Source organism: Streptomyces canus (assembly GCF_030816965.1).
In the GTDB taxonomy this organism is placed as follows: Bacteria; Actinomycetota; Actinomycetes; order Streptomycetales; family Streptomycetaceae; genus Streptomyces; species Streptomyces canus_E.
The window spans coordinates 7,686,013-7,711,053 of sequence record NZ_JAUSYQ010000002.1 but is presented as its reverse complement, the minus strand read 5'-3'; the positions used below and the strand labels follow the sequence as shown (position 1 = coordinate 7,711,053).

Below are 25,041 nucleotides of genomic sequence, written 5' to 3'. Positions count from 1 at the left end.
AGCATTCCCAGGTGGATTCATTCATCAATCTCAGATGTGTGGTCGCCGCCCTGCTGCTGGCCCTGGGCCTCGCGGCGCCGACGGCCCCCGCCTCGGCCGACCCCCGGCAGACGGTGCCGGAGGTATGGCCGACCCCTCAGAAGATCACCGTCGGATCCGGCCGGCTCCCCGTTCCCGACCGGGTGGTCGAGGTCGTCGGCCCCGGTACCGATCCCTCGGCCCGAAAGGTCGTCGAGGCGGCCCTCAAGGCCGCCGGAGCCGACCGCATCACGAGGGTCGACGCCGGCGACCGGCGATCCGCGTCCGACCTGACCGTCTACCTCGGCGGCCCCGGGGAGAACAGCGGCACCGCCCGTGCACTGAAACAGCTCGGCGTCGCCTCCCCGTCCGGTCTCGCCTCCGGCGGTTACGTCCTGGCCTCCGGCCGCAGCCACGGCCAGGCCCTCCTCGCCCTCTCCGGCGTCGACACCACCGGCACCTTCTACGCCGCCCAGACCCTGCGCCAACTCCTGGACGGCAAGCGCCAGTTGCCCGTGATCAAGGTCCGCGACTGGCCGACCGCCGCGCTCCGCGGAGTCATCGAGGGCTTCTACGGCACCCCCTGGACGCACGCCGAGCGACTCGCCCAACTCGACTTCTACGGCCGGACGAAGCAGAACGTCTACGTGTACTCCCCCAAGGACGACGACTACCTGCGCGCCCGCTGGCGGGACGAGTACCCGGCCGCGGCGCTGGACCGGCTGAAGGAACTGGTCGACCGGGCCGACACCGACCACGTCCGCTTCACCTACGCCCTCTCCCCCGGCCTGTCGGTCTGCTATTCGTCGGACGCCGACATCAAGGCGCTCACCGCCAAGTTCGACTCGCTGTACGCCATCGGCGTGCGCTCCTTCGCGATCCCGCTGGACGACATCAGCTACACCAAGTGGAACTGCCCCGAGGACGAGCAGGAGTTCGGCACGGGCGGTGGCGCGGCGGGTGCCGCGCAGGCCCATCTGCTGAACACCGTGTGGAAGCGGTTCTCCGCCGACCACACCGGACTTCAGCCCCTGGAAATGGTCCCCACCGAGTACTCCGACCTCGCCGACTCCCCGTACAAGAAGGCCCTCAGGGAGCAGCTCGATCCGTCCGTGGTCGTCGAGTGGACCGGCGTCGGTGTCATCGCGCCCACCATCACCACCGAGCAGCTGAAGCAGGCCCGCGAGGTCTACGGCCACCCGATCCTGGTCTGGGACAACTACCCGGTCAACGACTACGTCACCAGCCGTCTCCTCCTCGGCCCCTACACGGGCCGGGAACCCGGCGTGGCGAGCGCCGCCACCGGCGTGACCGCCAACCCGATGGTCCAGGGCGAGGCGAGCCGGATCGCCCTGTTCACCTCGGCCGCCTATCTGTGGAACCCGGCCCACTACGACCCACGCAAGGCGTTCGCCGCCTCGGTCCAGGACCTGGCAGGCCCCCACGCCGCCAAGTGGCTGCGGATCTTCGCCGAGAACAACTACTCCTCCCAGCTCGACCCGACCGAGTCCCCCACCCTCACCCGGCTGATCGCCGCCTTCCGCAAGGCCTACGAGCAGGACAGCGGACTCGACCGAGCGGCGACCCGGTTGACGTCCTACTTCGCCGACATGGCCGCCACCCCCGCCCAGTTGCGCGCCCGGCTCGACAACCCCGGGTTCCTCGACGAGACCTCCGCCTGGCTCGACAAGCTCGGCCGCTACGGCGGCGCGGGCGGGACGGCCGTGGATCTGCTGCTGGCCCACAAGCGCGGTGACGCGGACGCGGTCTCCACGTACTGGAAGCGACTCCAGGAAGACCGCAAGGAGTTGGACGCCATTCCGCAGCAGGTCTCGCCGGGCGTGATGGACCAGTTCCTCTACACCACGATGCTGGAGAACGCCCCCGATCCCGGCGTGGACGCCGCCTTCTCGCCCAGCTCCGTGTCGCTCAGGCCCGGAGCCTCCGCCACGGTCACCCTCGACTTCTCCGACGCGCAGGCCAGGACCGTGAGCTGGAAGCTCGACGTGCCCGACGGTGTCACCGCCTCGCCCTCCGAGGGCACGGCCACGACCCCGGACGCCAAGGTCACCGTCACCCTCACCGGGAAGACCGAGGGCGTCCACTCCGTCGTCGTGTCGGGCACCGGCCTCCTGGACCGCGCACTCCCGGTCCGGGTCACCGACGGCACCGGCACACCCCGCGCCCTGACCGCCGACTTCAGCGGCGCGTCGGTGAGTTCCATCGACCTGTCCTCCGGCACGACCAGGAACATCGCCGTCGGCAACAACCCCGGCGAGGTCGTCGTGAGTGCGGACGGGCGTACCGCGTACGCCGCCAACCAGGGCTCCGACACGGTCAGCGTGATCGACGTGGCGAGCGGCGCGGTCACCGCCACGGTCGCCGTCGGCAAGGTCCCCGCCGGACTCGCGCTCACCCCGGACGGCGGCACCCTCTGGGTCGCCAACTACACGGACGGCACAGTGCAGTCGATCGACACGGGCACCCTGAGGACCGGCACTCCGGTCCCGGTCGGCGACGGCCCCGAGAACATGGCGATCACGCCCGACGGCAGAACCCTGTACGTGGCCGACATCCACGACAACACGGTGAGCCCGGTCGACCTCACCACCGGCACGGCGGGCGCGCCGATCCCGGTCGGCCCCAGCCCCTTCAACGTGGTGGCGGCCCCCGACGGCAGGACGGTGTACGTCTCCAACTCCGGAGGCTCGACGGTGACCCCGATCGACACGACGACGAACGAGACCGAACCGACCTTCCTGGTCTCCGGCCAGGCGTACGGCCTGGGCCTGTCACCGGACGGCCGGACCCTGTGGGTCAGTCCCAGCAACGGGGACACGATCACCCCGGTCGACACGGTGACCGGCGCCCCGGGCAAGCAGGTGACCGTCGGAAAGTCGGCGTTCGACGTGGCCCTGAACTGGAACGGCAGCACGGCGTACGTGACGACAGCCGACGGAAACGCCCTGGTACCGATCGACGTCACCTCGGGGACAGCAGGGCCCCCCTTCAGCACCGGCGCCTATCCGCTGGCGGTGGCACTGACTCCCTGAAGGGGCGCGGGGAACTGCGCGACCGACCCCCACCGGCCCGCAGCTTCCCCGCAAACCGCCGCCCAAGCACTAACTCGCCGTACGCCGAACCCGCCCCGCGTACCGCTTCTCCAGCTCCAGGTTCCCCTCGAACCCACCGGGCACGTTGGCCGACACGTAGACCGGCGGACGCTGACCCGCGGCGAGCAGCAGCCCCGAAGCCTCGGCCACCGCCATCTGCACCAGCATCACCCCGGTCAGAGTGGACAGCGCCCCCACCGCCCCACCCCCCGGCAACGACAGCAACGCGTCCCCGACCGGCGCCGCGTTGTCCAGCACCACATCCGCCAGGTCCACGAGCTTCTTCCCGCTCGCGTGCCCGGCCGGCACGGCCGCGGTGTGGGTGAGGGAGGTGATCGCGAGGATCTTGTGCCCCTGTTGCCTGGCATGCAGCGCCATCTCCACGATGACGTTGTTGACGCCGGAGTTGGAGATGATGACGAACAGGTCCCGGGCCTGCGGCGCGGCCAGGTCGTAGAGGCGGACGGCCACCCCCGGCTCACGCTCCAGCAGCGGGTCGTCGAGGACGCTCGGGTCGTCGCCGCCGTAGAGGACGAGGTCGGAAATCTGGAGCCGGTTCGTGGGCACGAGACCGCCCGCGCGGCCCGCGACCTCCAGGACCATCGCCTGGGAGTGACCGGTGCCGAAGGCATGGATCACACCGTCGGCGCGGATGCAGTCGGCGATCAGCTCGGCGGCGCGGCGCACGTCCTCGCGGGCGGACTCGGTGACGTGACGGAGGACGTCCAGGCTCTGTTCGGCGAAGCCCTGGGCGCTGACTGACTCGACGGACACGCAACACTCCCCACTGATGGATTGAACCACCATACAATCACCCATCGATGAATCAATAAACCACAGCGCGGTCCTGGTATTCAATCAGTGGCCCTAAGGGTGGCTGATACCTTCTTTCCATGCCTCCGACCGACGTCACCACCCTGATCCGCACCGAGCTGCCCCGGCTGGCCGGTTCCCTGCGGAAGGTGGGCGAGCTGATCCTGGAGGATCCGGCCGCCGTCACCCACTGCTCGGCCGCCGAGCTGGGCCGCCGCACCGGGACCTCGCAGGCCACGGTGACCCGGTTCTGCCGCGCCATCGGACTCGACTCCTACCAGCATCTGCTGATCGAACTGGCCCAGGAGCGCGGCCGCGGCGAGGTCTCCGACTGGGGTTCGGCCGAGATCGGCCCCGACATCTCGCCGGACGACAGCCTGGAGCGGGTCGTCCAGGTGGTGGGCAGCGCGGATCTGCGCGCCATTCAGCAGACCATCGAGCGCATCGACTTCGACGCCCTGGAGCGCGCCGCCCAGGCGCTGGCCAAGGCGCGCCGTATCGACGTGTACGGCGTCGGCGGCAGTGGCGCGGTCGCCCAGGAGACCGAGACCCGGCTGTTCCGCATCGGCTGCCAGGTCCGCGGCTGGACCGAGGTGCACGGCGCGGCCACCTCCGCGGCCCTGCTCACCCCCGCCGACGTGGCCATAGGCATCTCCCACTCCGGCGCCACCCGCGAGACCCTCGAGCCCTTCGAGATGGCCAAGGAGCGGGGCGCGACCACCATCGCCATCACCACCGACCCGCGCTCCCCCCTGGCCAAGGCCGCCGACATCCGGCTCATCTCGGCGACCTCGGAGACCAGCTTCCGCACCGGCAGCATCGGTGGCCGGCACTCCGTCCTGATGATCGTCGACTGCCTCTACGTCCGCGTCGGCCAGGTCGCCTACCAGCGGGCCAGTGCCTCCCTCGCGCTCACCGACCACATCACCCCGCAGCACGCGGTGAAGGCACGCCGTACGCGTTGACCCTGACCGATCATGCATGGATGAACCACCGAGATAACGCAAAGATGGTTGTTTGAATCATCCTCTCAGTGCCAGGATGGTGCTCCCCCGAGTCATCTCGTAGGAGCCCCATGCGTGTCACCGCTGTTGAGTCGACCGAGTTGTTCGTCGGTACACCCGAGCGGCCGCTCCAGGTGGTGGCCGTCGGCATCGAGCACCTTCCGGGTCGCTCGGTCCACGTCACCGTCGAGGGACGCGGCGTCGGAGCGTCGGTCGTCACCGTCGGCGAGAACGGCACCGTGCGCGCCGAGATACCCGTGACCGGCGACGGCGGGCCGATCACGGTCACCGCGACGGACGGCGCCGAGAGCGCGCACGGCACCGGGGAGTTCACGGTCGCCGAGCCCGGCTGGACCATGTTCATGGTCAGCCACTTCCACTACGACCCCGTCTGGTGGAACACCCAGGGCGCCTACACCGAGACCTGGGACGTCGCCGACGACCCGGCCACCACCGGCCTGCCGGCCCGCACCTTCGACTCGCGCGGCCAGTCGGGCATGAGCCTGGTCCGCGCCCACAGCGACCTGGCCCGGCGCGACCCGGCGTACACCTTCGTGCTGGCCGAGGTCGACTACCTCAAGCCGTACTGGGACTCCTTCCCGGAGGAGCGCGGCTTCCTGCGCGAGCTGATCCGCACCGGCCGCGTCGAGATCATGGGCGGCACCTACAACGAGCCGAACACCAATCTCACCGGCGCCGAGGCGACCGTACGCAATGCGCTGTACGGCGACGGATACCAGCGCGCGATCCTCGGGGCGTCCCCGGAGACGGCCTGGCAACTGGACGCGTTCGGGCACGACCCGCAGTTCCCGGGGCTGATGGCCGACGCCGGGGTGACGTCCAGCTCCTGGGCGCGCGGTCCCTTCCACCAGTGGGGACCCACCCTGTCCGTCTTCGGCGAGGAGCCGCGGGACCCGACGCGGATGCAGTTCCCGGCGGAGTTCGACTGGATCGCCCCCTCCGGGCGCGGGATCCTCACCGCGTACATGGTCAACCACTACGGCGCCGGCTGGCGGATCGACAACGCGCCGACGCTGCCGGAGGCGGAGGCGGAGGCGTTCAAGCTCTTCCAGGGGCTCAAGAAGGTCGCGCTCACGCGCAATGTGCTGCTCCCGGTCGGCGGGGACTACGCGCCGCCGTGCCGCTGGGTGATGGACATCCACCGGGACTGGAACGCCCGTTACGTCTGGCCCCGGTTCATCAGCGCCGTTCCCCGGGACTTCTTCGCCGCCGTGCGCGCGGAGCTGGACGCCGAGGGCCGCAGGGCCTCGCCGCAGACCCGGGACATGAACCCGATCTACACCGGCAAGGACGTCTCCTACATCGACACCAAGCAGGCCCAGCGCCACGGCGAGACGCTCCTCGCCGACGCGGAGGCCTGGGCGACGCTCGCCTCCCTCGTCACCGGGCACGCCTATCCGGACGCGGCCCTCGACAAGGCCTGGCGGCACCTCGTCTACGGCGCCCACCACGACGCCATCACCGGTTCCGAGTCGGACCAGGTGTACATCGATCTCCTCACCGGCTGGCGGGAGTTGGCCGACCTCGCCGAGACCGTGCACGCGGACGCCACCAAGGCGCTGGCCGACCGGGTCGAGCCGGGCACCGGCCCGGACCTGGTGGTCTTCAACCCGGCGACCTGGGAACGCCAGGACGTGCTGACCGTCGACGACCCGGGCCTGGTGCCCGTCGGCGACGACTTCCAGCCGCTGCCGGCCGTGCGCGAAGGGGACGGCACCCTGCGGGTCGTCGTCCCGCAGGTGCCCGGCATGGGCCTCAAGACCCTGCCCCTGGCGGCCGGTTCCCTCCCCGGGTGGACCCCCGGCGAGGGGACGACCATCCGCAACGAGTTCTACGAGGTGACGGTCGACGCAGCGCGCGGTGGTGCCGTGAGCAGTCTGCGGGCGGTGACCGAGGGCGGCCGGGAGCTCCTGCCCGCCGGGGAGATCGGCAACGAGCTCGTCGTCCAGGAGGAGTTCCCGAGGCACCCGCGCTTCGGCGAGGGCCCCTGGCACCTCACCCCGACCGGCACGACCGCCGCGCGCGGCCGTGACGTGACCGCCGAGGTCGATGTCGATCACTCCCCCGGCCGGCTCCCGGATCACCGTCCGCGCCGACCTCGGCCTCTTCAAGTACACCCAGCGGCTGACCCTCTGGGCGGGCGTCGACCGCCTCGACGTCTCCACGACGATCGACGGCTACGACGGCGCCGACCGCCTGATCCGGGTCCGCTGGCCCTCCGACGTGCGGGGCGGGCTGCCCGTGCACGAGGTCGCCGACGCGGTGATCGGGCGCGGCTTCGGCTTCGTCGAGGTGGACAGCGAGCAGTTCCCGTGGACGCTGGACAACCCGGCCAACACCTGGTTCGCACTGGGGTCCACGGCCCGGGTCCTCCTGCACGACGACTCCGGTGCGCCGCTCGGCAGGCGGGCCATCGGTGTCGCGGAGCTGGTGTACGCCGACTGGGACGAGGCCGGTGAGCTGGGCACCCCGCTCGCGGCGGCCCTGGTCCGCGCCGGCGTCACCGCCACCTCGACCATCGCGGGCGGCCCCCGCTACGGAGATCTGGAGGTGGACTCCAACCTCCCCGACATCCGGATCGCCGTCGGCGGCCCGCAGCGCAACTCCCTGGTCGCCGAGGCGCTCGCCATGGACCCGGCCGCCGACCGCGAGCTGCGCCGCCAGGTCGCCGAGCGGGGCGTGGCGGCCGTGTGGGTCGCACCGCGCGCCTCTCTGCGCGAGGAGTGGGTACCGGGCGCCGACCTGCGCGACCTGGAACGCCTGCCGCTGCTGGTGATCGCGGGCGCGGACCCCTCGGGTGACGCCAAGGCGGTCGACGCGCTGATCGCCGACCTGGAGGACTTCACCGTCACGGCCACAGCGCCGGGCGGTGGCGAGGCCCTGCCGCCGGGCGACGCCTGGGACGGGCGCGGCTTCGCCGTCCTGAACCGCGGCACGCCGGGCTGTGTGGTCACCTCCTCCGGAGACCTCTACATGTCCCTGATGCGCTCCTGCACGGGCTGGCCGTCCGGCATCTGGGTCGACCCGCCCCGCCGCACGACCCCCGACGGGTCGGGCTTCCAGCTCCAGCGCTGGTCGCACACCTTCGAGTACGCGGTCGTGGCGGGCGAGGGTGACTGGCGGGACCTCCGACTCCCCGCCCGCGGCCATGAGTTCAACCATCCGCTCACGGCCCGGCTGCGCGGCGAGGGCACGTCCCCGCTCCTGCCCAGGAAGACCTCCCTGCTGGCGGTCGAGCCCGCCCGCGAGGTGCTCCTCGACGCCCTCAAGCCGCTGGGCTCCCCGCTGGCCCGGGGCGGCACGACGCCGGCGGACCCGGGGCGCGGGGTCGTCGTCCGCGTGCACGAGGTGAACGGACGGCCGGTGCGGGCCCGGGTGCGCGGGCCGGTCGCCTGGACGGAGGGCGCCCGGGCGGACGTACTGGAAAGGCCCGGGGAGTCGCTGATCCCGGACGGCGAGGGGGCGCTGGAGGCGGAGCTGACCGGCTTCGAGGTGGCTACCGTCCTGGCCACGCCCCCACAGGCGCCCGAGCCGACGGCCGATCCCGGGGTCGCCGCCCACGAGCCCGCCCAGCCCGTCCACACCCGCTACTGGCTGCACAACTCCGGGCCCGCCCCACGCGGCAACATGCCCGTCTCCGTCTACCTCTCCCCCACGGCGCTGACCGCCTCCGGCCCCGTCACGGCGACGGTCCGGGTCAGTTCGGAGCTCACCGACACCTCGACGAACGGCACCGTGGTCTTCGAGGTGCCGCCCGGCTGGTCCGCGGAGCCCGCCGAACTGCCGTACACGCTCGGCCCCGGCGGCTTCTCGCTGGCCGAGGTGACGGTGACACCGCCACCGGACGCCGATCCCGGCCGCCACTGGCTCACGGCCCGGCTGTCGTACGGCGGTCAGAACTACGAGGACGTCGTCGGCCTCGACGTGCCCGGCGGTCCGCCCGCCGGTCAGGGGCTGGTGTGCGAGCTGAACGCCGACCGGGTCACCGTGCGAAAGGGTGAGCGGGCTCAGGTTCCGGTGAGCCTGCGCAACACCACACGGGGCCCGGTCGGCGGCCAGCTGTGGACGGTGTCGTCGTGGGGCACGTGGCGGGGCGTGGGACCCGGGCTGCGGGGCTTCACGGTGCCGGGCGGGGAAGAGGTGGAGTGCGCGATCGAGGTGGATGGCTCGTCGATCCCACCGGGCTCGTACTGGCTGATGGCGAAGGCGGCGTGGAACGGCCACGTGGCCTACACGAGGGCGATCGCCCTGGAGGTGACCCCGTGACGCCGGAACACGCGGCGCTGATAGACGGTGAGCCGCTACCAAGAGAACGGGTCGACTCGTTCCTGAAAGCGCCCCGCAGGGGCGCGGGGCTGTATCGATTTGCGGCTCCGCCGCGGGGCGCGACCAGCCACCACGAACCCGCACCCGCCAGACGGCAACCAGAGGCACCCTCTGCCGCGAGACAACGCCGTCGCTGGGCCACTCAAGTCGTCGTCACCGACGAACTCGCCCGCCGAGCCTGCGCCGACCGGGGCCTGAAAGTACCGGAAGAGGTGTCACCCGCCTCCGTCCTGGCCGTCGCCGAGACAGACGTCGCAGACCTCGGCAGCATCGTCGCCGCAGCCCTCGCCCACTCCCCCGCCGCCCGCACCCTCCTCGCCGCCCTGGAGTCCGAACAGACGGTCCCGGAAACCGCCGTACGGGACTATTACGACCGCAACCGGGACCGCTTCCTCACCCCGGACGCCCTCAGGCGGGGCGTCGATCCCTTCGACGAGGCCGCGCCCAGCGACACGCTGCCGTACGACGAGGTCCGCGAAGGCATCTCACGCGAGCTCCGCAAGGCAGCCGGCCGCAAGGCATTCTTCGGTTGGCTGGACCAGGCACGCGGCGGTGTGACCTACGCCCACGGGCACGAACACCCCGGCGATCCCTCGCACCCGGACCACGAACACCGTCACTGATCTCGCACGGAACCTAAACGCAACACGGGAAACCATTGACCTCCGATGAATTCTGGTCCACCTTTTCATCAATCGGAGTCGGAGTTGGTTCATTGAACCAGCCGTGGAGGGGCATCACATGCGCGCAAAGAGACTGACCCGCACCCTGACCTGTTTCGCCGTTCTGTCGCTGACGGCCGCCGGCTGCGGCCTGTCCGGCGGCGGATCCGACAGCGGTGACGCCACCGCCGGCGGCTGCAAGGTCGACAAGGGCAACGTCGGGTCGGGCAAGCTCACCGGCGAGGTCAAGGGCGACATCACCTTCCAGACCACCAACCTGAAGAAGGACTTCGGGGACTTCTTCAACGGAGTGATCAAGGACTTCGAGACGGCCCACCCCGGCACCAAGGTCAAGTGGATCGACGACCCGGGCGACTCGACGTTCGGCCAGCGCACGGTCGCCGACGCCCAGGCCTGCACCCTGCCGGACGTCCTCAACGTCGACTCCCCCACCGCGACCTCCCTCACCAAGGCCGGCTACCTGCTGAACGTGGGCGTCAAGGACCCCGACGCCGCCAAGCCCTTCGTCCCGGCCTTCTGGAAGTCCAGCGTCATGAAGGACCCCTCCGGCGCGTCGGTCCACACGGTCCTGCCCTGGTACACCGGCGGCATCGTCCTGACGTACAACACCGACCTGCTGAAGAAGGCGGGCATCGACCCGGCGAAGCCGCCGACGACCCTGTTCGGGCTGTTCGCGGACTACGAGAAGGTCGCCAAGGCGGGCGACGGCAAGTTCTACGCGACGATGGCCAACCCGGTGTGGCGGATCCCGTCCGACTGGGACCAGATGAACATCAAGACGCTGTCCGCCGACGGCAAGTCCGCCGTCTTCGCCGACGACCCGCGCACGGTCCAGTGGGTCGAGTGGATGACCAAGCTGTACAAGGAGGGCGCGATGCCGAAGGACTCGCTGTCCTCCAGCAACGACCCCTCCACGCTCTACAGCCAGGGCAAGGTCGCCTACGGCTCGACCAACCCGAGCTTCGTGCGCTTCGTGCAGCAGAACAGCCCCTCGGTCTACGACAAGACCGCGGTCGGCCAGCAGCCCTTCGACGCGCTCGGCCACACCACCGGCGCCCCGCAGTACATAGCCACCGCGGCGACCAGCAAGAACGCCCCCACGGCACTGGCGTTCTCCGAGTTCCTCACCAACGCCGAGAACCAGACGGCCTGGTGCAAGGACCCGAAGGTGGTGATCTTCCCGACGACCTCGGCCTCGCTGGACGACCCGTTCTTCCAGAAGGTCACCGGTGACGACCCGTTCGCACAGGCCCGCAAGCTGGTCGCCGAGCAGCTGAAGACGGCCACCGCCTACCAGACCAACATCTCCTCTGCCATGCAGAACGCCATCGTCGCCCAGGTGCAGCTGGCCATGCAGGGCAAGAAGAGCGCGGCGGACGCGGTGAAGGACGCCCAGGCGAAGGCCAACGAGATGCTGAAGCAGAGCAGCTGATGGCGGCGACGCACACCACGAACCCGGTGTCCGTGCCCGGTGCGGAGGCGAAGGTCTCCGCACCGGGCCCGGCCCCGTCCCGCGCCCGCCGACTCGCCAGGGCCGTCCTGCCGGGACCCGCACCCGGCGCCAACGGCGCCGCCATGTACCGCCGTTGGTGGCTGCCCTGGCTGTGGACGGCGCCCGCGATCGCCTGCGCGGTGATCTTCGGGGTGTTCCCGTTCCTCAACACCGTCCTGCTGTCGTTCACCAACGCCAAGCCGCTGGGCGGCGCGTCGAGTTTCGTCGGACTCGACAACTACACGCGGATGCTGGACGACTCGGACTTCTGGCTGGCGACCCGCAACAGCATCCTGTACGCGCTGATCGTCGTACCGCTGATGGTGCTGCTGCCGCTGCTGCTCGCCGTGCTGGTGGAGAAGAACCTGCCGGGCATCGGCTTCTTCCGGTCCGCCTTCTACACACCGGTGCTGGCCTCCAGCGTGGTCGTCGGACTGAGCTGGCAGTGGCTGCTGGCCGACGACGGACTGGTCAACACCTGGCTCCAGAAGGCCCACTTGATCAGGTCGGCCGTCCCGTTCCTGTCGGACTCCTGGCTGATCCTGCTGTCCGCGATGGGCCTGACCCTGTGGAAGGGGCTCGGCTGGTACATGGTGTTCTACCTGGCCGCCCTCGGGAACGTCCCCAAGGAACTCCACGAGGCCGCCGCCATGGACGGCGCCGGAGCGGCCCGCCGCTTCTGGCACATCACCGTGCCCGGCGTACGGCAGGCCATGATGCTCGTCGGCACCCTCACCGGCATCGGATCGCTCAGGGTCTTCACCGAGATCTACATGCTCGGCAGCGCCACCGGCGGCCCCGGTGGCGCCGACCGCACCCTGCCCTTCTACATCCGGGACGTCGGCCTGGACCCGATCACCGGCAACGCGGGGTACGGCTCGGCCGTCAGCGTGGCCCTGTTCCTGCTGACGCTGGGACTGACCCTGCTGGCGCAGCGCCTGACGAAGGAGGACGAGGCATGACGACCGCTGTCGCACCCAAGCGCCGCCGCCTGATGCCGCGTTGGCGGGACTACGGCCGCCCCCGCGAACTCGTCGTCCGCTATCTGCTGCTCCTTCTGGTCCTCGGCCTCACCGTCGGCCCGCTGCTCTGGCAGCTCCTCGCCTCCCTGAAGAGCACCGGCGAGGACGTCTTCGGCGCGAACGCCACCCTGCTGCCCCACCACCCGACCCTGCGGGCCTACCGGACCGTCTTCGACCAGGTGCCGGTGGGCACGTACATCAGGAACAGCCTGATCGTGGTCGCCCTGTCGGTCACCAGCCAGCTGGTCTTCTCCACCACCGCCGGCTACATGCTCTCCAAGCCCGGCTGGAAGGGCCGCAAGGCGGTCTGGGTGGTCCTGATCGCCTCGATGATGTTCCCCTTCGAGTCGATCATGGTGTCGCTGTTCCTGAGCATCCGGGACATGGGCCTGGTCGACCACCTGGCCGGGGTGTGGCTGCCCGGATTCGTCGGCGCCATCAACGTCCTCCTCATGCGCGGCGCGTTCCTCGCGGTCCCGCGCGAGATCGAGGACTCGGCCATGCTCGACGGCGCGAACGAGTGGCAGCGCTTCCGGCACCTGTATCTGCCGTCCGCGTGGGGCGCGATCCTGGTGGTCGTCATCAACACCTTCATCAGCGCCTGGGACGACTTCCTGTGGCCGCTGATCGTGCTGCGTTCCGAGAGCAACATGACGCTGACGCTGGGACTTTCACGCCTGCAGAACTCGTCGTTCGGCTACGACCAGCGGATGGTCATGGCCGGCTCGGTGATCTCCGTGATCCCGGTGCTGGTGCTGTTCGTGATCACCCAGCGGTGGTTCTACAAGGGTGTCTCGTCAGGGGCCGTCAAGCTGTGACCCCGCACGCCGAGCGCCTCCCCGGCTGACGCGGCGACCCTGATCTCGACCGTCCGGGAAGGGGCGAGCTGCTCGGGGTCCAGGGTCAGCGAGACCGTACGGCGCTCACCCGGAGCCAGGCCGACACCCTCGAACGCGCACAGTTCGAGGGTGCGCGGCCAGGTGGGAGTGAGCAGACGGCGCAGATAGACCTGGACCACCGAACGCCCGTAGCGCTGACCGGTGTTGGTGACATCGACCTCGACCGTGAGGCCCCTCAGCCGTGGCGTGCCGTACGCGAAACTCGTGTACGACAGCCCGTGCCCGAAGGAGTACCGCGGCTGCGCGCTCTCGTCCACGTATCCGCCGTACTCGGTGTCCTTGTGGTTGTAATAGACGGGGAGTTGGGCCGCCGAGCGCGGGACGGAGACGGGCAGTCGGCCGGCCGGCTCCGTGAGCCCGAGCAGTACCCGGGCGATCGCCTCGCCGCCCCACGGGCCCGGATACCAGGCGGTGAGCAGCGCGGCCGGGGTGTCGGGGACCAGGTGCGGGCGGCCCTGGATCAGGACGACCGCCGTAGGTGTGCCGGTCGCGACGACGGCGTCCAGGAGCGCGTACTGGGCCCTGCCGAGCCGCAGTCCGGCCAGGTCGACGCCCTCGCCGCAGGTCATCTCGGACACGGCTGTGCGTGCGGCCCCGTTGGCGTCGAACTCGGTCCCGGGGGTACGGGCGCTGCTGCCGCCCAGCACCAGGACGGCCAGGTCGGACGCGGCCGCCTGGGCGATGGCCTCGGGGATCCGGGAGAGGTCGGCGCCGGTGAGGGCGCAGCCGGGGGCGTGGCGGATCTCCAGGCCGGGCGGAGCGAGGCGGCGCAGGGCGTCGAGGACGCTGCTGCCGGTGCCGGGGCGCTGCGGGGCCGTGTAGTCGCCCAACTGGTGTGCGGTGGTGGCGGCCTGGGGTCCGAGAACGGCGATCCGTGAGACGCGCGCGCCGATGGGCAACACGCCGTCGTTGCGCAGGAGCGTGACGGCCGCCCGGGCGGCCTCCCTGCTGATCGCCTCACCGGCGGCCGGCGGGCGGGCCGTCGCGTCCTGCTGTTCGAAGAGGCCCAGCCGGAACTTGAGCCGCAGCACCCGGGCGACGGCGGCGTCGAGGGTCTTCTCGCTCACCAGCCCACGCTCGACCGCCTCCTCCAGATGCGTGAAGCCCTCGTCCCACAGGCTCAGATCCACACCGGCGTCGAGGGCGAGAGCACCCGCGGAGACCTTGTCCCCCGTGATCCGCGCCAGCCGGTCGACGGCCAGGCCGTCCGCCATGACGAGCCCGTCGAAGCCCCAGTCCTCGCGCAACAGCCCGGTGAGCAGGGCGCGGTTGCCGGAGCAGGGCATCCCGTCGACCTCGTTGTAGGCGGCCATGACGGCGGCGGCGCCCGCGCGGACACCGGCCCGGGCGGCGGGGAGGTGGATCTCGTGGAGTTCACGCAGGCCGAGTTCCGACTCGGCGGAGTTGCGGCCGCCGACGGTGGCACCCTGGCCGGCGAAGTGCTTGAGGACGACAGGAGCCTTGTCGGCGGCGAAGACGTCGTCGTCCGGGACGCCCTGCATGCCCCGGACCAGCGCCTCCGTCAGCCGGGCGGCCAGGTAGGGGTCCTCGCCGAAGCACTCCTCCGTACGGCCCCAGCGCGGGTCGCGGACGATGTCCAGCGCCGAGACGAGGGCCACGTGGCCGCCGCGGGCACGCAGTTCGGCGGCGGCGTGCGCGGCGGCGCGCTCGTGGAGGTCGGGGTCCCAGGTGGCGCCGATCGCCAGATTGACCGGAAGGACCGTGCCGTCGAGGGCCATGTGGCCGTGCGGGACCTCCTCGACGAAGAGTGCGGGGATGCCGAGCCGGCTGCGGCCCACGACGTGCCGCTGGACCAGCTCGGCGAGGGCGGCTCCGTCCTCTGCGCCGGGCCCGCTCCCGTGCTCCACGCCGGACCAGGCGTCGGCGCGCTGGAGGCCGTACAGGGCACCGAGTCCCTCGAAACGGTCGGTCTCGGCGTGCAGGGCCTCGGTGAGTTCGAAGCCGCCGTCGGGCGTGCGGCGGTAGGCGTCCCAGCCGTACATGCGCTGGTTGAGCTGGCCGACCTTCTCGCGCAGGGTCATCCGGGACAGGAGGTCACGGACGCGGGCGTCCACGGGTGCGGTGGGGTCGCGGTAGAGGACATCGCTCATGACGGGTGCGCCAGCCGTGCGAGGGCCACCGCGCCGGGACAGCCGTCGGCCACCCAGTCGAGGCGCAGGCCGTGGGTGTGGAGCCGTTCGGCCAGCGGGGCCGTGAGCGGACCCCGGGGGCCGAGCAGGCCGCCCGTGGCGACGATCCGCTCGCCGGGGCGCGGTTCCAGCGCCCGTACGGTCTCCAGCAGGTGGTCCGCCGCCTCGCTCAGGATCGCCTCGGCCACGGCGTCCTGCTCGGCGGCCGCGTCGGCGACCAGCGGGGCGAAGCGGGCCAGCCGGATCGGCGGATCGGCCATGACGGCGGGCAGCAGATGGCGGCGGAAGTCCTCACGCCGGGCGCGTGACCAGCCGGGGACGCCGGTGGGGTGGGCGCCGGTACCGCTCGGGAGGGCGGTGCCGCCACGGTCGTACGAAGGGATTCCGCCCTTCGGGAGGACGTCGACCGGCAGGCCGAGGGTGCGGCCGACCCAGCCGGCGAGGACGGTCGGACGGCCGCGGCCGTCGGCCATGCGCAGGGCCGCGCGGACCGCGCTGCGGCCGATCCAGAAGCCGCTGCCCTCGTCGCCGAGGAGCCAGCCGTCGCCGTCGACCGTGGTCGTGGCGCGACGGTCGGTGATGCGCATGGCGACCGCGCCCGTGCCCGCCACCAGGGCGAGGCCGTCGGAGGGGGTGCCGGGGGCGGCGGCGAAGGCGGCCTCGATGTCGCTGCAGACGCCCACCCGGCCGGTCGGGATGCCGAGGCGGCCCAGGGCCTCGGTCAGGGCCGTGCGGGCCCTGGAGGTGCCGGGGTCCTCCTCGGAGGCCGCCGTGGCGCCCGCGAAACCACCGGTCACGGCCACCACCCGGGCGCGCGCACCTTCGGGCACCACCCGGGCCAGCGCCTCGGCGAGGTGGTCGGTGAGCTGCGGGACCGGCACGGTCATGGCGTTGCCCGGGCCACCGGTGCTCTCGCCCAGCACGCGCCCGTCGTCGGCGGCGGCGAGGACCGCGCGGGTGCGGGTGCCCCCGGCGTCGAGGCCGACGACCAGGTCGCGCCCGTCGCGCAGTTCGTGGTTCAAATCATTACCCATCAATGACTATGGTGATTGATACATTCGCGCAGGACAAGAGCAGAACAAGAGCCGGACCGAGGTCGGACCGGGCCGAACCCGAGGAGGATCCCATTCCCACGCTCCGCTTCGGCGTCAACTACACGCCCCGCCACGGCTGGTTCCACGCCTGGCACGACTTCGATCCGGGCCGCGCCCGCGAGGACCTGGCCCAGATAGCCGGGCTCGGGCTCGACCACGTCCGGGTCTTCCACCTCTGGCCGCTCCTGCAGCCCAACCGCACGCTGATCCGCACCGCCGCCGTGGACCAGCTGGCGCAGCTGGTCGAACTGGCGGCCGAGGCGGGCCTCGACGTCCTGGTGGACGGCGTGCAGGGCCATCTGTCGAGCTTCGACTTCTATCCGGAGTGGACCCGCAGCTGGCACCACCGCAACGTCTTCACCGACCCGGAGGCGATCGACGCCCAGGCGGACCTGCTCCGCACCCTCGGCCGCGCTCTCGCCGGCCGCCCGAACCTCATCGGCCTCCAGCTGGGCAACGAGCTCAACAACCTCATCGAGCACAACCCGGCCACGGTGGCCGAGGTCGACCACTACCTGGACACCCTGCTGGCCGCCGCCCGGGACGGCCTGGGCTCCCAGGGCCTGGTCACCCACTCCGCGTACGACGCGGCCTGGTACGGCGACGACCACCCCTTCACCCCGGAGGCCTCGGCCCGCAAGGGAGACCTCACCACGGTCCACCCCTGGGTCTTCTCCGGCGGCTGCGCGAGCCTCTACGGCCCCCGCTCCCCCCAGGTCCTGCACCTCGCCGAATACGGCACGGAACTGGCCAAGGCCTACGCCGAGGACCCCGCCCGCCCGGTCTGGGTCCAGGAAACCGGCGCCCCCGAACCCCACATCCCGGCCGCCGACGCCCCGCACTTCGCCCGCGAGACGATCCTGAACGCGTCGGGGTGCGAGAACCTGTGGGGCGTGACGTGGTGGTGCTCCCACGACGTGGACCGGTCACTGGCGGACTTCCCGGAGCTGGAGTACACGCTGGGGTTGTTCGACGCGGAGGGGCGGCCCAAGCCGATCGCGGAGGCGCTGGCGACGACGATCGCCGAACTGCGAGCCGGATCACTGCCGGCTGAGCCGCGCGACACGGCCCTGGTCCTGGACTGCACGCCGTCCACGCGATCGGTGTCGGGGCCGGGCGGGGCGTACTTCGAGGCGTGGATGAAGCTGCGCCAGGAGGGGATGCGCCCGGCAGTAGTACGGGCCGACCGGGCGGAGGACGAGGCGTACCTGGCGGCACGGGGAATCAAGGAGATCATCAACGCGCCCCTTTAGGCGCGCGGGGCTGTGTCGATATGCGGCTCCGCCGCGTGGGCGCGACCAGCCCCCACCGGCCCGCAGACGAATCACCGCGCTCCCGCCAGCACTTCAGCCACCGCCCGCAAATTGACCCGCCCCCGCCCGTAAGAACACAACGCACCCCCCTCCGGCAGCCCCGTGGCGACCCGCACCGCCCCCGGCCGCCGGGCCACCAGCTCATCCCGCATGCGGGCCTGCCACGGGTACAGGCCCGCATCACAGGTGGCCACGACCAGCGGCGCACTCCCGGCGTCGGTCAGAATCACGTCGACCAGCGCGGCAGGATCGGCCGGCTCCCCGGCGACCGCCGTCCCCGTGGCCGTCGGATCAACGGCGAGCACCTCGGTCAGCAGATCCTCCCCACCCCAGTTCAACGCCGGATGCGGCGCCGGGAACAGGTCCACGACATGCGCCCCGGACACGGCACCCGGCGAAACCTGCCCCCGCAGGGCCCGCCGAGCCGCCTCCAGCCCGGCCCCCGCATCCCATACGTCCACCTCGCTCACCGGTGTCGCATACCGTTCCGCCAGCCGCTCCACCCGCCCCGCGGCCTCCCGAACCCGTTCCTCGCCCAGCACCCCGTCCCGCAACGCCTCGAGCACAGCGTCCCGGCACTCCAGGGTCACCCTCAGATCCGCCACGGCGACGATGACCTGGTCCGCTCCGGAGGCGAGGGCGATCCGCGCCCCCGCGGCCTCCCCGTACAGGTCCGCGATCGACTTCATCTCCAGCGCGTCGCTGACCAGCACCCCGTCGAAGCCGAGCTCGTGCCGCAGCAGATCCCCCAGGATGCGCCGGCTGAGCGTGGCCGGCCGGTTGGGGTCCAGCGCCGGAAAGACGACATGCGCGCTCATCAGCATCGGCACGCCCGCGGCGATCGCGGCCCGGAAGGGGCCGAGGTCCAGTTCGTCGTACGGCCGCGGGTCGACGGCGAGTTCGTGGTGGCTGTCGGTGAGCGTGCCGCCGTGCCCGGGGAAGTGCTTGGCGCAGGAGGCGACGCCCCGCGCCTCGGTGGCCGCGATCCAGGCGCCCAGGTGCCGGGAGACCAGCTCGGACTCGGTACCGAAGGCCCGTGTGCGCACGATCGGGTTGTCGGCCTGTCGCTGGATGTCGGCGACGGGGGCGTAGGAGGCGGTGATGCCCAGCGTGGCCAGATGTCCGGCGAGGGCGTCGGCGCAGCGGGCGGTGAGGTCCGGGTCGTCGACGACGCCGAGTGCGTAGGAGCCGGGGACCTCCGGGGCGCCCGCGGCGACCAGGTGCCCGATGCCGCCGCCCTCGTTGTCGATGGCGACCAGCAGGTCCGGCCTCAGCGCCCGCAGCGTGTCGGTGAGCCGGCGCACCTGTTCCGCGTCGCGCACGTTGCGAGTGAACAGGATGACTCCGCCGAGACCGCGGTCGATGAGCCGCTTCAGGGTGTCGGGGACGACCGTGGTGCCCTCGAACCCGGCGACGAGACAGCGGTGTGCGGCCTCGTCGAGGTCGACGGGCAGGGCGGTGCGGGCAAGCTGGCGCTCGGTGTGGGTCACCCCCGGAATCCTCTGGCTCGTCCAGCCGAAAGTCAACATGCCAATGGTTCGGTCATTCATCGCTCCGCGGGGCGGACCGTCACTCGAGCCGTGTCCCAGCCCAGCCGGTCCGCGGAGGCGACGAGGTGACCCGGGCCCGCCGGGCCGGTGTCGTCCAGGGGGCCGCCGTAGAGCGCCTGCTCCTGGAGATCGTTGCCGGTCCGGAAGGTCTCGCCGACGACCCGCGTGGACAGCAACGGGTTCACACTCCCGCCCACGCCCCCGGCACCGCATCACAAAGAGGGCTCATGTGGCCGGAGTTGATCGGTCGGCGTCCGCGGTCCCCGAACAGCCGGCAGACCGCCACGGGCAGCGTCACCCCGGGCGGCCCCCACCGCCCGGCACGCGTCCGGAGGAAACGTGACCAGAACCGCTCCGTCAGCCCTCGTCCGCCGTCAACCGCAACGAGATGCTGTTGATGCAGTACCGCTGGTCGGTGGGCGTCGGATACCCCTCACCCTCGAACACGTGCCCGAGATGCGAGCCGCAGCGGGCGCAGCGGACCTCGGTGCGGACCATGCCGTGGGAGCGGTCCTCGATCAGTTCGACCGCGTCGGTGTCCTTCGGGTCGTAGAAGGACGGCCAGCCGCAGTGGGACTCGAACTTCGTGGTGGAGGTGAAGAGCTCGGCCCCGCAGGCGCGACAGGAGTACACGCCCGTGGTCTTGCTGTTGGTGTACTCACCTGTGAAGGCGGGCTCCGTCCCGGCCTGCCGGAGTACGGCGTACTCGGCCGGGGTCAGCTCCGCACGCCACTGCTCGTCCGGCTTTTCGACGTCGTACGACATGAAGCTCAGCCCCTTACTTCGCGAGACGGTCCAGAATCAGCGGGCCGAGGTCCGTCACGTCACCCGCGCCCATGGTGAGAACGAGATCACCGGCCTTCGCCATTCCCGCGACCACCGACGCCACGTCCGCCTTGTCGTGGACCGGCGTCACGTCCGCGCCCGCGGCCCGCGCCGCGTCGATGATCAGCTCGCTCGTCACCCCGGGGATCGGGTCCTCGCGGGCCGGGTAGATGTCAAGGACCAGCGAGCCGTCCGCAGCAGCGAGCGCCTCGCCCATCTCCTTGCCGAGCTCCTGCGTCCGCGAGAACAGATGGGGCTGGAAGACGACCAGGATGCGGGCGTCACCGGCCGCCGCCCGCATGGCCTCCAGGTCCGCCGTCATCTCGGTGGGGTGGTGGGCGTAGGAGTCGATGACCTGCACCCCGGCCGCCTCGCCCTTGAGCTGCAGGCGCCGCTTGACGCCCGTGTACGCGGCCAGGGCGGGAGCCAGTTCGGCGGCCGGGACACCCAGCGCGACGCCCGCCGCCAGCGCGGCCACCGCGTTGTGCGCGTAGTGGCGGCCGGGCACGGACACGGTGAAGGTGAGCGGCGAGCCGTCCATCTCCACGGTGACCTCGCTCTTCAGCCCCTGCGGGACGACGGACAGCACGCGCACGTCGGCGTCCTCGGCGTCGCCGTAGGTCACCACGCTCACGTCGCACGCGGTGACGCGCCGGGTCAGCTCCCGCGCGCCCTCGTGATCCGCCGAGATCACCAGTGTGCCGCCCTCGGCGACGCGGTCCACGAACGTCTCGAAGGAGGCGTAGATCTCGTCCATCGACGCGTAGTTGGCGTGGTGGTCGAGCTCGACGTTGAGGACGATCGCGACCTCGGGGGCGTACTTGTGGAAGCTGCGGTCGGATTCGTCCGCCTCGGCGACGAAGATCTCGCCCTCGCCGTGCAGGGCGTTGGAGCCGGGGGCGTCCAGGTCGCCGCCGATCGCGTACGACGGCTTCAGGCCCAGTGCGCTCAGCGAGACGGCCAGCATCGACGTGGTCGTGGTCTTGCCGTGGGTACCGGCGACCGCGATCGCCCGCAGGCCGTCCATCAGCGAGGCGAGGGCGTCGGACCGGTGCACCACCGGGATGCCGAGCTCGGCCGCCCGCGCCAGCTCCGGGTTGTCGGCCCGGATCGCCGACGACACGACCACACAGGTGGCGTCGGACGCCAGGTGCTCCGCCGCGTGCCCGATGTGCACGGTCGCGCCCAGCGCCCGCAGCGCCTCGGCGGTCGGGGACTCCTTGGCGTCACTGCCGGCCACCTTCGCCCCACGCTGCGCGAGGATCTTCGCGATCCCCGACATCCCCGCCCCACCGATCCCGATGAAGTGCGGTCGGTCCATGGCGGTAGGAAGGCCGGGGGCCATGTGGTGTCTCCCTGTGCATACGGCTACGGCGAAGGCCCCAGCTTATTGCCTGCGGCGACCGCGCCCACCCCCACCGGCCCGCGGCCGACGAACGAGCCGGCTGCTCCTTGCCGGGCTACTCCTTGCTGTGCGAGAACAGCTTCAGCACCGGTACGCCCACCTTGTGCCGCGCTCTCGACGCCCAGTCCCGGTGGAAGAACTCCTCCACGTAGTGGGGATCGGTCAGCACGATCACCTCGTCGGCTCCGGTCTCTTCCACCAGCGCTTTGAGCGCGTCCAGCGGATGGTCCTCGATCAGCCGTCCCTCCGCCTCGCTCCCTGAAATCCGCAGCGCCTGGAGAGACACCTCCAGCGCCCGCTCCCCGAAGGGCTTCGCGTCCTGGCCTTCGGGGGTCTCCCGCTCCCGTACGGCCTCGTCCAGCTCGCCCAGCGCCACGTCGTCGATGGCCCGCAGCAGGCGGTCGGCCTGATTCCCCCGCGGCTGGAGCAGCACGTGGAACGCGACCGACTCATCACCGTGCAAGGTGGTGACGAACTCCACATCGGCGGACGTCAGGGCCTTCTCGATCATCAAAACGCTTGTGAACACCGTGCGTCCCCTTCTCTATGCTCTGCGGAAACCATCCTGCCCCGTGGTCGCACGGTACTGCCGGATTCAGTGCGCCCACCGGAAACCAAGCGGAACGACAGATTCCACCGATGTCGACGTCAGCGGTACCGATCGCACCCGCGTCCGGGGTGGTCAAGCCCTGCGGTACCTGCTGTAGAGGAATCCGTCCTCCTCCAGCAGGGAGTCCAGTGCGAACCGTGCCGGCACCGCCACCGACGGCCCCCCGGCGATCCGCTGCGCGTCCCCCGCGGTGAGCATCGGGGACAGGGTCAGGCAGAGCTCGTCGAGCACTCCGGCGGCCACCAGCTGGCCGAGCAGCCGGGGGCCGCCCTCGGTCAGCAGCCGGGTGTGTCCCAGCTCGGCGAGCGCCCGTACCGCCCGCGCGGGGTCCACGCCGACGCCGTCCCCCGCGATCACCACGCGCGCGCCCGCCTTCTCGGCCGCGGCGATCCGGTCCGGGGCGGCCGCGGCACCCGTGAGGATCAGCGTGGGCACCACGGGCGAGGTGTACAGCGGGAGGGAGAAGTCCAGGTCCAGGCTGGCGGTGATCACCGCGATCGCCGGGACCGGGCCCTGTCCGGCCGCCTCGCGCAGCTCCGCGAACTCGTCACGCACGCGTGCCGGCCGGTACCCCTCCTGGCGGACGGTTTCCGCACCGGCGATCACCACGTCCGCCAGTGCCCGCAGCGTCCCGAAGATCCGCATGTCGGTCGCGGTGGAGATGGGCTGCGAACGGCCGTCGTGCTGGGCGGCCCCGTCGATCGTGGACACCATGTTGGCGCGCAGCCACACCTCCGGGGCCCCGGGGCCGGGCCCGAGCTCGGGATACGCGTAGGCGGCGGCCAGCTCGGCGAGGCCCCACTCGTGGTCGGCCTCCTCGGAGCTCCGGGTCGCTGTCTCGTCGGTCACAGGGAACAGGCGTCGCATGTCGTGCAGTGTGGCACGGCCCTTAACATGGTGAACCGTGTCTACTTCCCCCGCCGCGTCCGGGTTCGGCTCCATGGCCGACACCGCCCCGCTCTCCCTGTGCGACCGTGAGCCGCACGTCCCCGCGGACCGGCTGGTCGCCGAGATGGTGCCGCCGCCGCGGTTCGACTCGGTGCGTTTCGACACGTACATCCCGGACCCGAACCAGCCCAGCCAGACCGAGGCCGTCCGAGTCCTCGCGGGCTTCGCGGCAGGCCTCTCCGGCGCACACGCGGTCGGCGGCGGCAAGCGCGGCTTCCTCGGTTTCGGAAAGGCGTTCGGGAAGCCCAAGGAGGCCAGAACCCCGGCAGGCCCGCGCGGCGTCTATCTCGACGGCGGCTACGGCGTCGGCAAGACCCACCTGCTGGCCTCGCTCTGGCACGCCACTCCCGCCGAACCCTCCCTCAAGGCCTTCGGCACGTTCGTCGAGCTGACCAACCTGGTAGGCGCCCTCGGCTTCCAGAAGACGGTCCAGACGCTCTCCGGCCACCGCCTCCTGTGCATCGACGAGTTCGAGCTGGACGACCCGGGCGACACCGTCCTGGTCTCCACCCTGCTGGGCAAGCTGGTCGACGCGGGCGTGGCGCTCGCCGCCACCTCCAACACCCTGCCGGGCAAGCTCGGCGAGGGCCGGTTCGCGGCCGCCGACTTCCTGCGCGAGATTCAGGGCCTCGCCGCACGCTTCCGCCCCCTGCGCATCGACGGCGAGGACTACCGCCACCGAGGGCTGCCCGAGGCGCCGGCGCCGTTCGCCGACGAGGAGGTCAGCAAGGCGGCGTACGCCACCGAGGGCGCCTCGCTCGATGACTTCCCGAGCCTGTTGGCGCATCTCGCCAAGGTCCACCCGAGCCGGTACGGCGCCCTGACCGACGGCGTGAAGGCGGTGTGCCTCACGGACGTCCAACCGGTGCCGGACCAGTCGACGGCGCTTCGGCTCGTGGTGCTCGCGGACCGCCTCTACGACCGCGAGGTGCCGGTGCTGGCCTCCGGGCTGCCCTTCGACCGGCTGTTCAGCGAGGAGATGCTGAACGGCGGCTACCGCAAGAAGTACTTCCGCGCGATATCCCGGCTCACCGCGCTGGCGCGCGACGCGAAGGGTCTGGTCGAGGGCGCCTGAGGCGCTTCTAACGCACCACATCCACAAGATCAAGAGCCGGTTCGCGCCACGACCCGGCACGCTTCAGCCTCTCTTCAGCTGGAAACGTTAAGTTAACCCTGCAAACAACTTTGCCGGGCTAAGCTGTTTCTTGACCAGTCATTGACCAATGCTTGGTCTGGACTAGAAGTGTGAACTGCCGAGAGGGGGGCGCATGTTCCGAGGTGCGATGGTACGGACCGTGCTGGCGGTCCTCACCGCCGCTCTTCTCGCGCTCCCCTTCTTCACATCCAGCGAGGAATTCGCAACCGCGCACACAGTCCGTCAGGCCAAGGCCAAAGCCCAGACCGGAACCAAGCTCTCCGGCAAGGCGGCACGCGCCGAACCCTCTGGCAAGCGCCAGTGCAACCACCTCGGGGACCCGACCGGTCCCCTGCGCACCCGCGACCGGCACCGCGCCGTCGACTTCGCCCCCGAGGGGCCCGAGCGCCCGCTGTCGGCTCAGGAGCCGGCGGCCGCGCCCGAGCGGGTCGCAACCGGCGATTTCCCCCTGTCGAGACCCTCGACAGCCCACGCTGCAGCGGCACTTCAAGTGTTCCGCTGCTGACGGCAGAACCGTTCCCCCCATCTGTTCCCCCACCTGTCATGTAAGCCGACGCGCCTTTCGGCGCGCCAGGTAAGCCCGACGCGTCCCCATTGCG

The 25,041-nt window shown here is 71.3% G+C and carries 18 protein-coding genes and 1 pseudogene; 10 read left to right on the top strand and 9 right to left on the bottom strand.

The features are described from left to right. Positions 1 to 11 precede the first annotated feature (11 nt). Positions 12 to 3,071 (top strand): beta-N-acetylglucosaminidase domain-containing protein, encoded by a 3,060-nt coding sequence (locus QF027_RS36390; RefSeq protein WP_307079379.1) that lies wholly within the window; start codon positions 12 to 14, stop codon positions 3,069 to 3,071. Positions 3,072 to 3,140: 69 nt separating this feature from the next. On the opposite strand, the gene QF027_RS36385 is transcribed toward QF027_RS36390, so the two are convergent. Beyond that, the gene (locus tag QF027_RS36385; protein ID WP_306975080.1) at positions 3,141 to 3,905 is read right to left on the bottom strand and encodes an SIS domain-containing protein; all 765 of its coding nucleotides are present in this window, start codon (positions 3,903 to 3,905) and stop codon (positions 3,141 to 3,143) included. Between the two features lie 119 nt (positions 3,906 to 4,024). Here QF027_RS36385 and QF027_RS36380 point away from each other — a divergent pair, with 119 nt between their 5' ends. The 6 genes and pseudogenes from QF027_RS36380 to QF027_RS36355 all read left to right on the top strand — a co-directional run bounded on the left by QF027_RS36380 (position 4,025) and on the right by QF027_RS36355 (position 13,310). Then, entirely contained in the window at positions 4,025 to 4,909 is an 885-nt protein-coding gene (locus QF027_RS36380) for a MurR/RpiR family transcriptional regulator (protein WP_306975082.1), read from the top strand. Positions 4,910 to 5,019: 110 nt separating this feature from the next. Next, positions 5,020 to 9,235, top strand: a pseudogene (locus QF027_RS36375) (NEW3 domain-containing protein). Continuing rightward, positions 9,232 to 9,918 (top strand): peptidyl-prolyl cis-trans isomerase, encoded by a 687-nt coding sequence (locus QF027_RS36370; RefSeq protein WP_306975085.1) that lies wholly within the window; start codon positions 9,232 to 9,234, stop codon positions 9,916 to 9,918. The pseudogene QF027_RS36375 and the gene QF027_RS36370 overlap by 4 nt, the downstream one beginning before the upstream one ends. Before the next feature lie 118 nt (positions 9,919 to 10,036). Continuing rightward, entirely contained in the window at positions 10,037 to 11,410 is a 1,374-nt protein-coding gene (locus tag QF027_RS36365; RefSeq protein ID WP_306975086.1) for an extracellular solute-binding protein, read from the top strand. Further along, the gene (locus tag QF027_RS36360; RefSeq protein ID WP_306975087.1) at positions 11,410 to 12,432 is read left to right on the top strand and encodes a carbohydrate ABC transporter permease; all 1,023 of its coding nucleotides are present in this window, start codon (positions 11,410 to 11,412) and stop codon (positions 12,430 to 12,432) included. The genes QF027_RS36365 and QF027_RS36360 overlap by 1 nt, the downstream gene beginning before the upstream one ends. Continuing rightward, complete coding sequence (locus QF027_RS36355) at positions 12,429 to 13,310, top strand: carbohydrate ABC transporter permease (RefSeq protein WP_306975089.1); 882 nt, start codon at positions 12,429 to 12,431, stop codon at positions 13,308 to 13,310. The genes QF027_RS36360 and QF027_RS36355 overlap by 4 nt, the downstream gene beginning before the upstream one ends. Here QF027_RS36355 and QF027_RS36350 read toward each other — a convergent pair. Both QF027_RS36350 and QF027_RS36345 read right to left on the bottom strand, forming a co-directional pair. After that, positions 13,274 to 15,502 (bottom strand): glycoside hydrolase family 3 N-terminal domain-containing protein, encoded by a 2,229-nt coding sequence (locus QF027_RS36350; RefSeq protein ID WP_307079377.1) that lies wholly within the window; start codon positions 15,500 to 15,502, stop codon positions 13,274 to 13,276. The genes QF027_RS36355 and QF027_RS36350 overlap by 37 nt on opposite strands. Then, entirely contained in the window at positions 15,499 to 16,575 is a 1,077-nt protein-coding gene (locus QF027_RS36345; protein WP_307079375.1) for an N-acetylglucosamine kinase, read from the bottom strand. Before QF027_RS36345 ends, QF027_RS36350 begins: the two co-directional genes overlap by 4 nt. A gap of 8 nt (positions 16,576 to 16,583) precedes the next feature. Between QF027_RS36345 and QF027_RS36340 the strand changes: the two genes are divergently transcribed. After that, positions 16,584 to 17,888 carry a glycoside hydrolase 5 family protein gene (locus QF027_RS36340; protein WP_307082631.1) on the top strand — a complete coding sequence of 435 codons (1,305 nt, stop codon included), beginning with the start codon at positions 16,584 to 16,586 and terminating at the stop codon, positions 17,886 to 17,888. A 71-nt stretch (positions 17,889 to 17,959) separates the two neighbouring features. On the opposite strand, the gene QF027_RS36335 is transcribed toward QF027_RS36340, so the two are convergent. The 6 genes from QF027_RS36335 to QF027_RS36310 all read right to left on the bottom strand — a co-directional run bounded on the left by QF027_RS36335 (position 17,960) and on the right by QF027_RS36310 (position 23,205). Next, positions 17,960 to 19,438 (bottom strand): glycoside hydrolase family 3 N-terminal domain-containing protein, encoded by a 1,479-nt coding sequence (locus QF027_RS36335; RefSeq protein WP_306975096.1) that lies wholly within the window; start codon positions 19,436 to 19,438, stop codon positions 17,960 to 17,962. Between the two features lie 56 nt (positions 19,439 to 19,494). Further along, positions 19,495 to 19,695, bottom strand: a complete 201-nt coding sequence (locus tag QF027_RS36330; protein ID WP_307079373.1) for a wHTH domain-containing protein — start codon at positions 19,693 to 19,695, stop codon at positions 19,495 to 19,497. 160 nt (positions 19,696 to 19,855) lie between these two features. After that, complete coding sequence (msrB, locus tag QF027_RS36325; protein WP_306975100.1) at positions 19,856 to 20,263, bottom strand: peptide-methionine (R)-S-oxide reductase MsrB; 408 nt, start codon at positions 20,261 to 20,263, stop codon at positions 19,856 to 19,858. 13 nt (positions 20,264 to 20,276) lie between these two features. Further along, a complete protein-coding gene (gene murC, locus QF027_RS36320; RefSeq protein WP_307079371.1) occupies positions 20,277 to 21,668 on the bottom strand; it encodes a UDP-N-acetylmuramate--L-alanine ligase in 1,392 nt (463 codons plus the stop codon). A 115-nt stretch (positions 21,669 to 21,783) separates the two neighbouring features. Then, a complete protein-coding gene (locus QF027_RS36315; RefSeq protein ID WP_306975104.1) occupies positions 21,784 to 22,257 on the bottom strand; it encodes an indole-3-glycerol phosphate synthase in 474 nt (157 codons plus the stop codon). Positions 22,258 to 22,410: 153 nt separating this feature from the next. Continuing rightward, the gene (locus QF027_RS36310; protein WP_307079369.1) at positions 22,411 to 23,205 is read right to left on the bottom strand and encodes a pyrimidine reductase family protein; all 795 of its coding nucleotides are present in this window, start codon (positions 23,203 to 23,205) and stop codon (positions 22,411 to 22,413) included. Positions 23,206 to 23,278: 73 nt separating this feature from the next. Between QF027_RS36310 and zapE the strand changes: the two genes are divergently transcribed. After that, positions 23,279 to 24,361 carry a cell division protein ZapE gene (gene zapE, locus QF027_RS36305; protein WP_306986496.1) on the top strand — a complete coding sequence of 361 codons (1,083 nt, stop codon included), beginning with the start codon at positions 23,279 to 23,281 and terminating at the stop codon, positions 24,359 to 24,361. Positions 24,362 to 24,569: 208 nt separating this feature from the next. After that, positions 24,570 to 24,947 (top strand): hypothetical protein, encoded by a 378-nt coding sequence (locus QF027_RS36300; RefSeq protein ID WP_307079367.1) that lies wholly within the window; start codon positions 24,570 to 24,572, stop codon positions 24,945 to 24,947. Positions 24,948 to 25,041: the final 94 nt, after the last annotated feature.

Coding starts and splice junctions, on each gene's coding strand:
- QF027_RS36380 (WP_306975082.1), top strand. CDS start 4,025: ATGCCTCCGACCGACGTCACCACCCTGATCCGCACCGAGCTGCCCCGG.
- QF027_RS36365 (WP_306975086.1), top strand. CDS start 10,037: ATGCGCGCAAAGAGACTGACCCGCACCCTGACCTGTTTCGCCGTTCTG.
- QF027_RS36360 (WP_306975087.1), top strand. CDS start 11,410: ATGGCGGCGACGCACACCACGAACCCGGTGTCCGTGCCCGGTGCGGAG.
- QF027_RS36355 (WP_306975089.1), top strand. CDS start 12,429: ATGACGACCGCTGTCGCACCCAAGCGCCGCCGCCTGATGCCGCGTTGG.
- QF027_RS36350 (WP_307079377.1), bottom strand. CDS start 15,502: ATGAGCGATGTCCTCTACCGCGACCCCACCGCACCCGTGGACGCCCGC.
- QF027_RS36345 (WP_307079375.1), bottom strand. CDS start 16,575: ATGGGTAATGATTTGAACCACGAACTGCGCGACGGGCGCGACCTGGTC.
- QF027_RS36340 (WP_307082631.1), top strand. CDS start 16,584: ATGGTGATTGATACATTCGCGCAGGACAAGAGCAGAACAAGAGCCGGA.
- msrB (WP_306975100.1), bottom strand. CDS start 20,263: ATGTCGTACGACGTCGAAAAGCCGGACGAGCAGTGGCGTGCGGAGCTG.
- murC (WP_307079371.1), bottom strand. CDS start 21,668: ATGGCCCCCGGCCTTCCTACCGCCATGGACCGACCGCACTTCATCGGG.
- QF027_RS36310 (WP_307079369.1), bottom strand. CDS start 23,205: ATGCGACGCCTGTTCCCTGTGACCGACGAGACAGCGACCCGGAGCTCC.
- zapE (WP_306986496.1), top strand. CDS start 23,279: ATGGCCGACACCGCCCCGCTCTCCCTGTGCGACCGTGAGCCGCACGTC.
- QF027_RS36300 (WP_307079367.1), top strand. CDS start 24,570: ATGGTACGGACCGTGCTGGCGGTCCTCACCGCCGCTCTTCTCGCGCTC.